Origin of the sequence: Halomonas sp. AOP12-B1-6 (assembly GCF_052379225.1) — a bacterium.
In the GTDB taxonomy this organism is placed as follows: Bacteria; Pseudomonadota; Gammaproteobacteria; order Pseudomonadales; family Halomonadaceae; genus Vreelandella; species Vreelandella casei.
In genome coordinates, this window is the sequence record NZ_JBQSYK010000001.1 from 780,362 (window position 1) to 795,509 (window position 15,148).

A 15,148-nucleotide genomic window follows, 5' to 3' on the forward strand; every position below is an offset into this window, starting at 1 on the left:
GCCCCGCTGTATCACGACAACTGCGAGGGCGTCTCTAACTAACCCCTTGGAACCTATAGTTCTCAACAGGCAGCCCTAGCCCACCACCACGGAGTAACGAGTGCTGCGACCACCGCCAGGTAGCTTGGAAAGACAGCCTTTTTTCCAGCAGCTCGGCCAAATCCCGCGTGGCGGTGGCTTTACTTACTTTGGCCAACGATTGGTACTTACGAGCTTAGAAACGTTAATGTTCATTTTGTCATTGAAGGTGGATATAAGCCCATAGCGTCTGGAGGTGAGAGTGGCTGGGCTGACTGTGAAAGTCATGCTGGTTTTGTTGTTGAGTTAGTGAATGCTACCGAAGAAGTCACGCGATACATAATTGCTCACCAACAGCCGTGGGGCTATGTTAGGACGAGGGTTGAGATGAAAAATATTCTCTACTTTCTGGAGCGTGGTAAAGATGTGCATTTTCCTGTCACCGGTTACAAAGGCTGGTTGGTAAAGAGTCAAGAGTTTGACAGGCTTTTCTCGGGAAAGGCTTGGCCAAGTGAGGTCTTACAGTGTCCTAGTGATTGGGCAAAAACCGGTATCTATACAGGAATGCACCTTGAAGACATGGTTGATCAAGATGGACGTGCATTGGAAGAATTTGAGGCAAAATCTGTTGCGTATGAATATTCGAAAACCAAGCTACCGCTTATTCACGATTTCTATCACAAGAATTTCTCATGCGAACCCGAGATGATTAGGCAGCACCTATTCAGTAGCTAAAACACAATTTTGATAAAATATTACCGCATGGTGAAAAAGTCATAACGTGGGCGAGACAAAGCACCCACATTCCAAACAAAAATCACTTTTTCTTAATTTCAGAAGGTGACACATATCCAAGGCCAATACGACTTACACTTGTTCCGACACGCTGAATATAATTAAGTGCATATTCATACCTAAGCTTTGCAATAACCACAGCTTCCTTATGATTACTTCGTATTTTCATCTCATCAAATTCAAGCTGAAGTTCCACTAATTGCAATTTTCCATTTTTTATTACGCCCCCTCGTTGAGCAACGAACGCACGCCAATCAACTTTCTGAACAGCAGGGTTACTGGAATCATCTTTTGGAGACTTCACTCCAAGACCCAATATCTTTCCCTCATACTCTACGTAACAATAAGATCCGCTATTAATATGACGATTGGTTAAGTCGCCGAGGTTATTGACAGGATGGAGTTGCATTGCTGTAAAAGGACGCAGGCTCGGATCCATTCCTTTACCAAAAGCAATTGTGCTTTGTCCTGGCTGAAGATCGCACGCAGGTGTCGCGCAGACCCACCACGATTCATCCAGCTTAAAGATGTGACCGCTATCTAGCTGCTCAGAGCCAAGCTCCCCGGATATGTCTGCTTTCGATGGTAAGCAACAAATGTAACGATTATATTGACTTATAGCGGTTTCATTGTCTTCAACATTTGATAAATTAACCCCATAGTGGTTCTGAAAACTGAAATCATTCGCTGCGTCTGTAGCGTATATTCTCTCACCAAAATTAGCGACATTATCCTCTACTAAAAATGAGAGCATTTCAGACTGGCGAGAAACATGATCTTTTAATTTGTAGTGGCGAAGAAGTTCAATCTGCTCGGGAGGAAGATCTTTCCTACCCGGTTTGCTTATTGTCTCGTAGAACTTAGCAAATGCATGTTTTTTTCTTAAAGACGCATCCTCCACTTCCGCGCCTATGCGGCTGATTTCATAGCGATACTTCGCCGAAAGAAGACGAGAAGGTGTCGGTTTCCAGTCAACAAGTGCGCTTTCGAGTTCTGCTAGAAGGTTTTCTGGCCCTTTCTCAACGAAACACACAAAACCACGAGATGTGCGTAGCCATTTGCAATTTTCAGAGATATGCCACGCTAAACTCTTAGGCGGACTTTCTGTAAAACCATCAGAGTACCGCGCTTCAAAAACACTTACTGCCCAGTAAAAAAATGTTTTCTTTTGCGAGCTTTTTAAGCCCAACTCGCTAGCCCATTCATGTAAGTCAGCAAAAGCCCCCTTACCCTGCATAAACTCACCCAAAGCTATCTGCCAGCCTTTATCAGGATGACGAGCTTGAATATAAGACGCCATGTCAAGCTTTTCATGTATATCATTTCGATCAAATTTTTCCGAATCTTCCTCTTCTATAATCAGATCATTCAGATCTTTAATCTGACCAGCAATCTCATTGCCGTATTGTTTTTCACAGCTATCCATCAGTGCGACCAGACACTCCTGTATAACCTTATCAAGGTCTTCGCTAGTGTGAACCACAACTAAATTAAAGTGATGATTATTTAAAACTGAAGCGAGAATCTTTCGAGCAACTTCTCCACCAGTTCCAGCATCAACTCCTTCCAAATTATAGTCTAAGACAAGTAGGTCTGACTGATGTAAGTGATCAGCGAGCTCCTCAGGGGTTTCACTACCTGCTGTTTTATTGGAGGATTTTTTTGAAACGCCATCATGAATATCAATAATAAAGCCAGGTTTTTGACTTCGAAACTCACTGATTAAATTTAAGATTTCAGCAGAAGTCGCAGACCCGACCCATGACTTATTAACTGCACTAGCCCCTGTTTCAACAGATTGGCTACCGTTCGTGACTTTTGACTTGAAAATTTCTTCCCATGTAGGATATTGATCATCAATGATTAACACGGAACGAAGGGGAGCGATAAATGCTTCACGAACCAATTCGTTAAAAGTATTTGTCTCAGTCAAAATCAGCCCCCTTGAGATCAATTACAAAATTGGCTCCATCTAAGGGCCGAAACTTTCGCTCTGTTGTGTATTCAATAGAATGCCCTCCGGCCATCAAATTAACCCTACAAAGATATAGCCCGATGCCTCTCCCACCATTTGACTTGCGCGTGAAAAACATTTTGAAGAGACTTTCCTGGTCCAATGGATTAATTCCCGGGCCATTATCTGACACAACAATTTTTCCTTCTTTTACCGAGAGATAAACCTCTGCTTTAGGCGTTTTCGAGTTAACTAACCAATACACACTATTATTAACTAGATTCACAAAAACTGGGTATAAGCGCGACGGCTGTTCATAAATCCTGAGCGTTCGAAATGTTTCAGAGGCGTGTATCTTAATAGCTCTATTGCGCGATACCGCATCGAAAAAGCTAATAAGGTAATCTTCAATTTCTTTGCCCGTAATCTGGCGACGTGTTCTGCTACCAGAAACTTTCAACGGGGAAAGAAATTCAAGCTGTTGGCTAAGGGCCTCAAACCCTGCTACGACAAGTTGAGTTCCAGGCACATCACCGGCCAAGCGTATCTGTTTGATACCTTCTCTAATCGTACGCTCATTAGTATTTAACTCATGACCTAATATTTCTACAGTTACTCCCAGCTGTGCAACTTGATTAAGACGGTTCAAATCATCACGAAGGTTGATATTATCAGCCGTACCTTGGCGCGCAATAAGCTCGATATTGATGTTCTCGCTCATCAACTCCAGAGCATCCAAATAGGATTGAAAGGTGTCTTCATTCTCAGTATCAAGCTTCGTATGAAGTGCTTTCATTTGATCTAAAGCATGATCAAGGCCAAGTCGCCCTAACCGTACCTGCTCAACCAATGGCATGGCTTCATGATGGAACACTTTATTACGTTCATCGAATAAGGCAGAAACACGGCCTCTCTCCGTCTCTTGCAGAGCGTCTATAGATTTGCGCCAGGATCGCAAACGAGCTTGCAGCTTACTAGCGTGACTATTAAGCTGTTTCTGCGCAATCTCTTCGGGTTGAGCAGGGCTAATTTTCTCAATAGCTTCAGCCCTTTTTTCTTCTAAGGCACGAATCCGGTCCAGCATACTGGCATACATAAATCTATACGCCCGATAATCATCTTCGCTTGAACCAAGCTTAGCGGGCGCACCAACGACCCGTAAATCAGCCAAGCGGTCATTCAGTTCGCTAATCAAATTTTGAGCATTATTTAAATCATGCTCGTCATCGATATGAGTGTCGTGAACAATACTTTTTGTGTCGTCAAATATAGCAGTTACAAACGGCAAGTTAGCCTTAAGCCGCGAGCGAAATTTCTTCGCATTTTTCTTCACAAGTTCTTTGCGTTCGCTTTCAGCTTTTTCTTTTTGATTCAGTGCTTGAATTTCAGGGAGTAACTCTTTTCTAAGATCTGAATTACTTCCAAAATACTCGTAAGCAGCGCGCTTGAGTATATTCATTACAATTGAACGCAATACTTTGGCAGCACGATTATCAATGAAACCTTCACGTCCAGCCTTGTCACGCAGGTTCGGATTCATCTCTCTAGAGATGGCAACGCGGCCAAACATACGCCTTGCATTCCAGTATTCACGCCCTGCATTAACACTTCGATTTGTTTCAATATTAAAAAAGTCATTGTCTACACGGCCGTATGGCAAAACGCGTAATCCATTACGAAAGAGCAAAAACCCCCCATGCTGACTTGCAAGGCCTTTAAACCTCAAAAAATCTGCATCTGATAAAGTGGAGTTTTCCCTATCACGTTCGTAAGTTGCCACATGCAAACTAAAGGGTCCAACGTAAGTAGTAGGCCCCTTTGGAACTCTTATATCTTTTGGTGGATATATTTCGTAATCTGCCCCCTGCTGCTGCCACTCACCGAAAGCCTTAACCTGACCTCGAAACACACCATCAGCGTCGATATTTCCAGAAAGAACATGTTCCATTTCTTCAGTAACTTCGCGATTAATAGCATCCCGTTCATCTTCTACTATCGGCAGAGCGACTGCGCCAGCCCAGGCTTTTACTTCATAAGCGAATTCGGCATCAAAAGCATTATGCTCGCTGACATCCGCCCCAACATACGGATCAGTAAATGCTGAAAGAGTACCGAAAAAAGCTTCTCGAATGCTCTTTACGTTGCCGTCCATTTCAATGGAAGGTAATTGCGCTTTAAGATCGTAGTTGATATCAGAAATAACTAGGGCAGTCCCATGATCTCTATCCCCACGCCATAACAACCAAGGCTCAAGATGACGCTCTTCGAACCGCGCGTGAATGATGGTTTTGGCTATGAGTTCGGATGGCTTCCCCGCCTTAGGGTCATTTTCGAGTACAACCTTATCGTATGTTTCCCATGCAAGTTTCAAACGATCAGTTCGTCTAGTATCCGATGTATTACCTCCGATATTATCTGTTAAGCGATCAAATAAACTCGGTAGCAGTTGAAAAAGTTCTTCTTTATCAGAAAATTGGGTCACAGGGATCTCAATATCTGACAGAACTAGATAGGGATTTTCGAAAATACGCCAATCAATCAACGCAGCTACAAAATCTTGTTTCTTTCGCTTACTGATTATCAGGAGCAGTGGACCAACATTTGCTGACGACAATCGGCCAATTCCCTTTTGACCTTGTTTGGTACGCTTTGGCAAACCGTCGCGATCATCTTCATCTGAAGCGCTTTTATCGTATTTTGATCCTGTACCAACAACGAGCCACCGATTTATGAACTCATCATAATTCATACCATGCCCATCATCGAAAACAGCGGCCACTGGCTCTGGATCATCAAATATATGAAGACTTACGTTTCGCGCGTATGCGTCATAAGAGTTTTTCCAAAGCTCGGAAATTGCCGTAGGACAATCGGCAATTTGTTCACGACCCAAATGATCCACGGTTCGTGCTTGAGTCCGAAATGCGAGCGTTTCAATCATACGCTTTCAATCTCGCTTTTTTGAGACTCAATTGAGGCTATGAGTCACTGTGTTGGTTTTTCATCGATTAAGTATTTTTTGATATGCTCAATCAAAAAACGTCCCAAATCAATAGGCACAGCGTTACCAATTTGGCGACCTGCAGCGGTTAAGCCGCCGATAAAGGTAAAATCATCAGGAAAGGTCTGCATCCTAGCGGCCTGTCTCACCGTAATTCCGTGATGCTCAGTAGGGTGAACAAAGCGCCCTTTCGAGGGGTTAATGCACGCTGTTGTCATTGTTGGCCCTGGCTGTGTTGGATCAATCCTCCCATAGACATCTTTATGGCCGTCATGTTTTTCATGACAAGCTAGCATGCGGCCTGAATCTTTTCTGCTACCGCCATTAAGAGGTGTTCGCTTGAAAACCTCTACTAGCTCACTCCCATGATTCATATGAATGTCATTAATATCATGCGTAGGTGGAGTACTAAAAACATGCTCACAGCTAACCCAAGGCAAAAGACTGCCATGTATTTTTTTAGGATCACAATGTGTAGGATGAGGTGGCCAGATTAAACCTTCACTATCACGCTCTTCTCGAATGCCTAAAATAAATACCCGTTTTCTTCTCTGCGGCACACCAAAATCTCGCGCATCGAGAGTTATTGGTTCAAAAACATGGTATCCAGCCCGCCGCCCTTCTTCATAGAATTTTTTAACATATGATTTATGCCGCTCCCATAAAATTCCAGGCACGTTTTCCATTAAAAACACACGGGGCCTTAGCGCTCTTACGAATGCAAAATAAGCCAATATCAACTCGTTGCGAGGATCATTCACACCTGCATTTAGTATTCTGTGTGCAGAAAAACCTTGGCAAGGCGGCCCACCCAAGAGAAGGTCGCATGATTTATTTTCAAACCTTTGATTTTTAATTACTTCTGGAGCGTATTCTAAAATACTCTTATCCAAGACACATGTTTCCTCACCATCGGAAAAACGTTGGATATTATTTTTATAAGTTTGAACAGCATATGAATCATTTTCGATTGCAAAATCAACCGAAAACCCGGACAAGATAGCAGCAAGAGAAAATCCCCCAGCTCCAGCAAATAAATCAACTGCGACTGGCTTAGGGTTATTAAATTTAACAGTTTTCATTCGAATGGTATTCAGAAGGCCATGCCAAAAAAATATTAATCATAATTTAGCGCCATTTCAATTCAAGCTATCCATAGGAAAATAAAAACCTAAGTTATCGATAGCAAACTCCAGGTTCTTCAAAACTACCGCCAAACCAATTTTTTGGTTGGCGGTAGCTATCTTAAAGTTATTTCAGATCAATTATTGCGTCATAATTTGGTTTTTTTACACATCACTCCCACTCAATAGTAGCAGGCGGCTTACTACTCACATCATAAGTTACCCGCGAAACCCCACCCAACTCATTGATAATTCGGTTGGAGACCTTCTCAAGCAGCTCATAGGGCAGGTGCGCCCAGCGGGCGGTCATGAAGTCGATGGTTTCGACCGCGCGTAGCGCGATGACCCATTCGTAGCGGCGGCCGTCGCCTACTACGCCTACCGATTTCACTGGCAGGAACACGGCGAAGGCTTGGCTGGTTTTTTCGTACCAGCCGGAAGCGCGTAGCTCTTCGATGAAGATGGCGTCGGCATCGCGCAGGATGTCGGCGTACTCTTTTTTGACTTCACCCAGAATACGCACGCCCAGGCCGGGGCCGGGGAATGGGTGGCGGTAGACCATATCGTAGGGCAGGCCGAGTTCCAGGCCTAGTTTGCGCACTTCGTCTTTAAACAGTTCGCGCAGTGGCTCGACCAGCTTGAGCTTCATGGTTTCCGGCAGGCCACCCACGTTGTGGTGGGATTTAATCACGTGCGATTTGCCGGTTTTAGAGGCGGCGGATTCGATCACGTCCGGGTAGATGGTGCCTTGGGCCAGGAACTCGACGCCGTCGATTTTATTGGCTTCTTCATCGAACACGTCGATAAAGGTGTTACCGATGATTTTACGTTTGGCTTCCGGGTCGCTTTCGCCTTTCAGCTTGCCGAGGAACAGGTCTTCGGCGTCTACGCGGATCACCTTCACGCCCATGTGCTTGGCGAAGGTTTCCATTACCTGGTCGCCCTCCTGCTTACGTAGCAGGCCGTTGTCGACGAATACGCAGGTCAGCTGGGTGCCAATCGCTTTGTGCAGCAGTGCCGCCACAACAGAGGAATCGACACCGCCGGAAAGGCCGAGCAGTACATGGCGGTCGCCCACTTGGTCACGTACGCGCTGTACCTGGTCTTCGATGATTTGCGCAGGCGTCCACAGCTTCTCGGCTTTACAGATATTCAGCACGAAGTGCTCAAGAATGCGCTGGCCTTGCAGCGTGTGGGTCACTTCCGGGTGGAACTGTACGCCGTAGAACTGCTTCTCTTCCCAGGCCATCGCGGCGATGGGGCAGCTGGGAGTGGAAGCCGTTACGGTGAAGGTATCCGGCGCTTTGGCCACCTTGTCGCCGTGGCTCATCCACACGTCTAACAGAGTCTTGCCGGAAGCGGTGTCTACGTGGTCTTTAATGCCGTTAAACAGCGCATTATCGACGTCGATCTGGATCTGCGCGTAACCGAACTCGCTTTGGTTGGAGCCTTCCACTTTACCGCCCAGCTGCTCGGCCATGGTCTGCATGCCGTAGCAGATACCAAATACCGGCAGGCCCATTTCAAACACGCACTGGGGCGCCCGCGGGGAGTCCAATTCGGTCACGGACTCCGGCCCACCGGCTAAGATAATGCCGTTAGGGTTGTACTCGCGGATCTCTTCTTCGGTGATATCAAACGCGCGGACTTCGGAAAATACGCCGATCTCGCGAACGCGGCGGGCGATCAGCTGGGTGTACTGTGAGCCGAAGTCGAGAATCAGGATCTTGTGGGCGTGAATGTCACTCATGGCGGGGTCTCGGTTAAGCGGTGTGGGTGCCGCTGGTAAGGCCAAAAAGCAAGCGGCGGGGCAAAGCCCGCCGCGCCATCTATCTAAACGTGCTGGTTAGCTCACCCGGTAATTGGGAGCTTCTTTGGTGATCTGCACGTCGTGAACGTGAGATTCGGCCATACCAGCGCCGGTAATTTTGACGAACTCTGGCTTGGTACGCATTTCTTCGATGTCGTGACAGCCGGTGTAACCCATGGAGGCACGCAAGCCGCCCAGCATTTGGTGCACGATGGCGGTCATCTGGCCCTTGTAAGGTACGCGACCTTCAATACCTTCCGGCACCAGCTTCTCAACACCTTCATCTTTGCTCTGGAAGTAGCGGTCCGAAGAGCCTTGCGTTTGGGACATCGCGCCCATGGAACCCATGCCACGGTAGGCTTTATACGTACGCCCTTGGAACAGCTCAACTTCACCGGGCGCCTCTTCCGTACCCGCAAACATGCTGCCCAGCATCACCGTGCTGGCGCCAGCGACGATCGCCTTGGCGATATCGCCAGAATAACGTACGCCGCCATCGGCAATCAGCGGGATATTAAACGGCTTAAGCGCTTCTGCAACGTTGGCAACCGCGGTGATTTGCAGCACGCCAACGCCGGTCACGACGCGCGTGGTGCAGATAGAACCTGGGCCGATACCGACCTTAACGGCGTCTGCACCGGCTTCAGCCAGCGCGACAGCAGCTGCGGCGGTGGCGATGTTGCCGCCAATCACCTGCAGGTCAGGATAATGTTCTTTCACCCAGCGCACACGATCGATAACGCCTTTGGAGTGGCCGTGTGCTGTATCGACAACCAGCACGTCAACGCCTGCTTCAACCAATGCAGCAATGCGGTCCGGCGTTTCAGGGCCGGTGCCCACCGCGGCACCTACCAACAAACGGCCATCGCTATCTTTAGCGGCCATCGGGTAGGTGCGGGCTTTTTCGATATCTTGGAAGGTCACCAAACCGCGCAGGTGAAACTCGTCGTCGACGATCAGCATTTTTTCGATGCGATGTTCGCGCATTTTGGCTTTACTGACTTCAAGCTCGGTGCCTTCGGCCACGGTAATCAGACGCTCACGCGGGGTCATGATATCGGCCACGCTGTCGCCTACGTTGGGCTGAAAGCGCATGTCGCGCTCGGTCACAATACCAACCAGCGTTTCGCCTTCAACCACCGGGAAGCCCGAAAAGCCGTACTCTTTCGCCATGCTGAGCAGGTCTTCCAGCTTCGCTTTGGGGCTAACGGTGACCGGGTCTTTAACAATGACGCTTTCGTGCTTTTTGACCTTACGCACTTCGGCTGCTTGCTGAGCGACTGCCATGCTCTTATGAATAATGCCGATACCGCCTTCCTGAGCCATGGCAATCGCCAGGCGGGCTTCGGTAACGGTGTCCATCGCGGCAGAAACAAGGGGAATATTGAGCGAGAGATTGCGGGTCAGGCGAGTTTTGAGGCTGACATCCTTGGGTAGAACGTCGGAGAAGCCAGGAATGAGGAGTACGTCATCGAACGTAAGCGCTTCTTGGGCCATACGTAGCATAGCGGCAACACCCTGATGGAAGAGGAGAAGTGGGGCGTGAAAGGTTAATAGCCTATTATAGCGTTTTGAGGGCCGCCCCAGCAATGCGGAGACGCTAGCAAACTGCGACCAATGGCTAATCCGTTTTTTTATGACGGCTTAATGATAGGCTTAACCCGCTGTTATTTATTTGCGATTCGGCTTTTTGAGATTAAATCATGCCAGAGACTCCCCAGGCGCTTTCCGTTAGCCAACTCAACCAGCGTGCCAAGCAAACGCTTGAGCGCGATGTAGGCGAAGTGTGGGTAGAGGGCGAGCTTTCTAACGTCTCTCGCCCCGCTTCCGGGCATGTCTATTTCACGTTGAAGGATGACCGGGCGCAGATTCGCTGCGCGCTGTTTCGTCAGCGGGCGCGGTTTGTGTCGGCCCCGATGCGCGATGGCGATCAGGTCAAGCTGCGTGGGCGGGTGTCGCTGTTCGAACCGCGCGGCGATTATCAGCTGATTGCCGACGCGGTGCAGGCGGCGGGGTTGGGTGAGCTGCTGGCGGCATTTGAGCGCTTAAAAACGCAGCTGGAAGGCGAAGGCGTGTTTGCCAATGCCCGGCCGCTGCCCTTCCCACCGCGTAAAATTTTAATCTTAAGCTCTGCCACCGGAGCGGCCATTCGTGATGTGCTGGCAGTGCTGGAGGCCCGCTGGCCATTGGCAGATGTCACGCTGATTCCCGTGCCAGTGCAGGGAGCAGAGGCCGCACCGGCGATGATATCGGCGCTGGCCCTGCTCAATCGCCAGGCGCGACTAGATCCTGAACGCGATGTGATTCTCATGACCCGCGGAGGTGGGAGCCTTGAAGACCTGTGGGCATTTAATAACGAGCATTTGGCGCGGGCGATTTTCCATTCCCGGCTGCCGGTCATGTCGGCGGTGGGCCATGAGGTCGATGTCACCCTGGCGGATTTTGCCGCAGACATGCGCGCCCCCACCCCTTCTGCCGCTGCCGAGCGCTTGGTGCCCGATCAAAACACCTTTAAGCGCCAGCTTGAATATCAGCACAGCCGCCTGCTTCGAGCCATGCAGGCACGCCTGGAACGCGATAGCCAACGCCTGGATACCCTGCGCGCCAAGCTGCGCCACCCCGGCGAGCAGCTTAATCGTCAGCGCCAGCATTTAACTGGCCTTAATCAGCGTTTGAATCGCGCCATGCAGCAAACGCTCGACCAGCAAAAAGCGCAAGTAACACAGCTGAGCAGACGGTTAACCAGCCAGGATATGACGCGCCTGCACCGTGCAGAAAAGGAACGCGTCAGCCAGCTGCAGCGCCGCCTGGGTACGGCGATGCAGCGCCAGCTCGAGAGTAGACAGGCAAGACTAACCAGCGCTGCGCGGGAGCTCAATGCAGTCAGCCCACTGGCCGTATTGGGGCGAGGCTATGCGATTGCCCAGGATGAACAGGGCCAAGTGGTTCGACGCGCGTCGGATACCCAGCCAGGTCAAAAGCTCAACGTGAAGCTTGCGGAAGGCAGATTAAATGTCGAAGTTAAGCGGCGCTTAAAATCCTAATACTCTTGGCTAATAGTGAATATTAGCGTAGGGGAAATTGCCGTCGTCCAGCAAGAACACTTTGAATGCCTGCCATAGCGGGCTTCGATATCGCTCCGGATGCCAGACCAAAGAAAAAGATCTGGAGAGTGTCAGTTTACTGTCAAGTGCTACTAACTCGCCGCGCTGAAGCTCGCCCACCACGCTAAGATATGACAAACAACCCAGCCCAAAGCCTGCCTTTACCGATTGCTTGATAGCTTCGCTCTGACTGAGTTCCATACGCACCTGCAGCCGCTCAACGTGATGCAATACTGCGGATTCAAACACATCTCGAGTCCCGGAGCCGGGCTCACGGAGAATCCATGCAGCCTGGTCCAAGTCGGCGTCATCCAACTGTTTTTTCTGCGCCAAAGCGTGCCCAGGAGAGCAGATGATCACCATCTTATCTTTATGCCACGCCTGGCTGACTAAACGTGATTCGTGGCAGCCCCCTTCTATCAAACCGATATCTGCATCAAAATGCAGCAAATCTGTAATGACATCACTCGTATTACGAAGTCTTAAGCGCAGGTCCACTTCCGAGTGCTCATTACAAAAATTACCTGCTAGAGGAGGCAGCAGGTAAGTACCGATAGTCGTGCTTGCCGACACCATAAGCGTCCCTCGCAACCCACCTTCAGGCTCCTCAGCAGCGGCGATGAATTCAGCCATACCATCAAGCAGACGCTCGGCTCTAGGCAAAAGGGATCGTCCTAAATCGTTGAGCCGTAACCGGCGACCCAGCCGCTCAAAGAGATCAACCCCTAATTGCCGCTCGAAATCAGCCAGTGATTGGCTGGTGGCTGATTGAGACAAGCTTAAGCGCCGAGCCGCGGCAATCACAGTGCCATCCTGAGCGACACAAACAAAAACCTGGAGCTGGCGAAACGTTACATGCGGTGTCATACATCGGCTCTACCGAATAGCTATATTATTATTAAATGTTAATGCATAAACTTATTTCTTAATAGACTAACTATAAATCCATATTAAAGGCATTAACTCATGTGGCAAGGCCTACTTCTCTGTAGCGCATTAACGTTTGCAGGCTTTGTACTGACCTACCTGCCCTGGCTAGCATCCAGCGGCATCAGCCCATTAGTGACCGCATTGCTCCTGGGGCTGATAGCAGGCAACCTGCCACTGGCACGTCATTTTACGCGTACTCAGCCAGGGCTGGACTTTGCCACCCGCTGGTTGCTTCGAGGCGGGGTCGTACTTTTCGGTTTTTCATTGACGGTACAACAAGTCTTTGCACTCGGGCCGTGGGCGTTGCTGCTGGATATAGTCGTGGTCTGCACTGTCTTAGTCGCCGGCTATCAAATCGGCACTCGGCTGCTGGGGATGGACCGCGAAACGACGCTACTGACCTGTGCCGGCAGTGCTATCTGTGGTGCCGCCGCAGTCCTGGCCACTGAAACTACCATTCGTTCTAAGCCCGCTGCAGCGTCTATCGCAGTAGCAACGGTAGTGCTGTTTGGTACGCTAGCAATGTTTATCTACCCCTTGCTGTATCCACTGACGGGGATGAGTGAAGGGCTCTATGGCGTTTATATTGGGGCAACCGTTCATGAAGTGGCTCAAGTCGTCGCAGCAGCCGATGCAGTGGGCCAAGAAGCGCTCACTAATGCCGTTATCGTCAAACTCGTCAGAGTGATGTTGCTCATTCCCTTTCTGCTGATTATCGGACAATGGTGGAGTCAACAGCATGCCTCTGAAGCGGGCATTAAAACCGGGACACTGGTTGTGCCCTGGTTTGCCTTCGGCTTTATGGCTGCAGTTGGCGTTAATAGCCTCGTAGCGCTACCCAGCGCCTTGAGTCAGACGCTGGCGTTCGCTGGGCAGATGGCATTAGCGATGGCCATGGCCGCCTTAGGTTTCGGTACACGAATAGCAACGCTCGTCGAATTAGGTATTCGTCCCTTTATTCTAGGACTCATACTATTTGTGCTGTTATTGGTCGGCGGCGGCTTGCTCAGCCGGCTACTCATGGGCTAAGCCAGTGCTTTCACCAACACTTTCGATTTGCGCGCGTGGTTGTAGGCCTCACGTTTAAGCGGTGGCAAATCATCTAGGCTGGCAGCGTGAAATCCGCGTTCAACAAACCAGTGCGCGGTATGCGTAGTGAGCACGAATATCTCGCTAAGCCCCCGCTGGCGGGCGCGACGCTCTAAGGCTTCCACCAAGCTTTCGCCGCGCTCGCCGCCACGGTAGCTGTCGTGTACCGCCACACAGGCCAGTTCGGCAATGCGCGTATCGGGGAACACATGTAGCGCCGCGCAGCCAATCACCATGCCGTCGCGCTCAATGACCATGTAATCATCAATGTCGTGCTCTAGGCGTTCTCTTGAGCGCGCAACCAGCATACCGCGGCGCTCTAATGGCTCTAGCAGCTCCAGTAAGCCCGTCACATCGTTGAGCGTGGCCGGGCGCAGCTGTTCGTAGCGATGCTGAGTAATCATGGTGCCCACGCCGTCGCGAGTGAAAAGCTCGCCCAGCAAAGCGTCATGGTTGCGCCAGGAAAGGAGATGCGTGCGCGCTACACCCTGCCGTGCCGCCGTGCAGGCGGCCTGTAAATGGCGGGCTAATTCACTGCCTGGCAATGCGGCGTTTAAACGCGGTTCCGCTTCTGCCGGAGAAAGCTGGCGCAGCAGTGCCCCACACTCATCATCTAAGCCTTCGGATTCACCGAGCAGAATCAGCTTATCGGCCTTTAGCGCCACGGCGGCGTGCTGGGCGACTTCGGCGGCATCCAGATCAAACACCTCGCCCGTACTTGAAAAACCCAGCGGTGGCAGCAGCACTAACGAGCCCTTCTCCAGCAGGCCTTCAATGGCGCTGGCCCGCACGCGACGCACTTCCCCGCCATGGTCAAAGTCCACACCTTCTCTTACGCCGAGCGGTTTGGCGGTCACGAGATTGCCAGAGATCACGCTAAGCTCAACGCCGTGCAGCGGCGTGCTGGGCAGCCCAAGGGAAAGCCGCGCTTCTAACCACAGCCGTTGGTGCGCGGCGACTTGCTCCACGTGCATCATCACGGCGCGGTCGGCGACCCAGCGGCCATCAATACGCGTGGGCTCAACGCCCGCCGTCGTTAAGGCTTCCTGTACCTGAGGGCGAGTGCCAAACACCACTACCAAGCGCACGCCCAGCGTATGCAGTAGCGCTAAATCTTGAATCAGCTGCTCCCCGCGGCCAGAGGCCATCGCTTCGCCTTCAATTAAGATGACAAAGGTTCGCCCCCGGTGCGCATTAATGTAGGGGGAAGCGTTACGAAACCAATCAACAAAGGGGAAGCGCGTATCCAAGGGCCGCTCTCCGGCAGCAGGTGAAAGAAACAGGCTGTTATCACGTTCAACTGAGCTACTTTAACAGAGCATA

Annotated in this window: 10 protein-coding genes and 1 pseudogene; 3 read left to right on the top strand and 8 right to left on the bottom strand. The window is 50.3% G+C overall.

The genetic code is table 11. From position 1 onward, the window contains the following. Positions 1-75: 75 nt before the first annotated feature. Positions 76-214, bottom strand: a pseudogene (locus tag ACT3TR_RS03515) (DeoR family transcriptional regulator); the annotation flags it as partial. Positions 215-405: 191 nt separating this feature from the next. Here ACT3TR_RS03515 and ACT3TR_RS03520 point away from each other — a divergent pair. Then, positions 406-753 carry a hypothetical protein gene (locus tag ACT3TR_RS03520; RefSeq protein ID WP_444624497.1) on the top strand — a complete coding sequence of 116 codons (348 nt, stop codon included), beginning with the start codon at positions 406-408 and terminating at the stop codon, positions 751-753. 82 nt (positions 754-835) lie between these two features. On the opposite strand, the gene ACT3TR_RS03525 is transcribed toward ACT3TR_RS03520, so the two are convergent. From ACT3TR_RS03525 to guaB, 5 genes are all read right to left on the bottom strand, one after another. Then, a complete protein-coding gene (locus tag ACT3TR_RS03525) occupies positions 836-2,746 on the bottom strand; it encodes a response regulator receiver domain (RefSeq protein WP_444624496.1) in 1,911 nt (636 codons plus the stop codon). Next, positions 2,739-5,708, bottom strand: a complete 2,970-nt coding sequence (locus tag ACT3TR_RS03530; RefSeq protein WP_444624495.1) for an ATP-binding protein — start codon at positions 5,706-5,708, stop codon at positions 2,739-2,741. The genes ACT3TR_RS03525 and ACT3TR_RS03530 overlap by 8 nt, the downstream gene beginning before the upstream one ends. 44 nt (positions 5,709-5,752) lie before the next feature. Next, on the bottom strand, positions 5,753-6,850 hold the full coding sequence (locus ACT3TR_RS03535; protein ID WP_444624494.1) for a DNA cytosine methyltransferase: 1,098 nt from the start codon (positions 6,848-6,850) through the stop codon (positions 5,753-5,755). A 214-nt stretch (positions 6,851-7,064) separates the two neighbouring features. After that, positions 7,065-8,642, bottom strand: coding sequence for a glutamine-hydrolyzing GMP synthase (guaA, locus tag ACT3TR_RS03540; RefSeq protein ID WP_444624493.1), 1,578 nt, complete (start codon positions 8,640-8,642; stop codon positions 7,065-7,067). A 96-nt stretch (positions 8,643-8,738) separates the two neighbouring features. Next, entirely contained in the window at positions 8,739-10,208 is a 1,470-nt protein-coding gene (gene guaB, locus ACT3TR_RS03545; protein ID WP_096281950.1) for an IMP dehydrogenase, read from the bottom strand. A 197-nt stretch (positions 10,209-10,405) separates the two neighbouring features. Between guaB and xseA the strand changes: the two genes are divergently transcribed. Continuing rightward, positions 10,406-11,746, top strand: coding sequence for an exodeoxyribonuclease VII large subunit (gene xseA, locus ACT3TR_RS03550; protein ID WP_444624492.1), 1,341 nt, complete (start codon positions 10,406-10,408; stop codon positions 11,744-11,746). Between the two features lie 9 nt (positions 11,747-11,755). On the opposite strand, the gene ACT3TR_RS03555 is transcribed toward xseA, so the two are convergent. Then, positions 11,756-12,673, bottom strand: a complete 918-nt coding sequence (locus ACT3TR_RS03555; protein ID WP_444624491.1) for a LysR substrate-binding domain-containing protein — start codon at positions 12,671-12,673, stop codon at positions 11,756-11,758. 99 nt (positions 12,674-12,772) lie between these two features. Between ACT3TR_RS03555 and ACT3TR_RS03560 the strand changes: the two genes are divergently transcribed. Then, complete coding sequence (locus tag ACT3TR_RS03560; protein ID WP_444624490.1) at positions 12,773-13,765, top strand: YeiH family protein; 993 nt, start codon at positions 12,773-12,775, stop codon at positions 13,763-13,765. Here the strand turns inward: ACT3TR_RS03560 and argA are convergent. Then, on the bottom strand, positions 13,762-15,075 hold the full coding sequence (gene argA / locus ACT3TR_RS03565) for an amino-acid N-acetyltransferase (protein ID WP_096281954.1): 1,314 nt from the start codon (positions 15,073-15,075) through the stop codon (positions 13,762-13,764). The two genes, ACT3TR_RS03560 and argA, sit on opposite strands and share 4 nt — an antisense overlap. Positions 15,076-15,148: the final 73 nt, after the last annotated feature.

Bases quoted from the DNA above. Each gene is read 5' to 3' on its own strand.
- ACT3TR_RS03520 (WP_444624497.1), top strand. From the start codon at position 406: ATGAAAAATATTCTCTACTTTCTGGAGCGTGGTAAAGATGTGCATTTT.
- ACT3TR_RS03530 (WP_444624495.1), bottom strand. From the start codon at position 5,708: ATGATTGAAACGCTCGCATTTCGGACTCAAGCACGAACCGTGGATCAT.
- ACT3TR_RS03535 (WP_444624494.1), bottom strand. From the start codon at position 6,850: ATGAAAACTGTTAAATTTAATAACCCTAAGCCAGTCGCAGTTGATTTA.
- guaA (WP_444624493.1), bottom strand. From the start codon at position 8,642: ATGAGTGACATTCACGCCCACAAGATCCTGATTCTCGACTTCGGCTCA.
- guaB (WP_096281950.1), bottom strand. From the start codon at position 10,208: ATGCTACGTATGGCCCAAGAAGCGCTTACGTTCGATGACGTACTCCTC.
- xseA (WP_444624492.1), top strand. From the start codon at position 10,406: ATGCCAGAGACTCCCCAGGCGCTTTCCGTTAGCCAACTCAACCAGCGT.
- ACT3TR_RS03555 (WP_444624491.1), bottom strand. From the start codon at position 12,673: ATGACACCGCATGTAACGTTTCGCCAGCTCCAGGTTTTTGTTTGTGTC.
- ACT3TR_RS03560 (WP_444624490.1), top strand. From the start codon at position 12,773: ATGTGGCAAGGCCTACTTCTCTGTAGCGCATTAACGTTTGCAGGCTTT.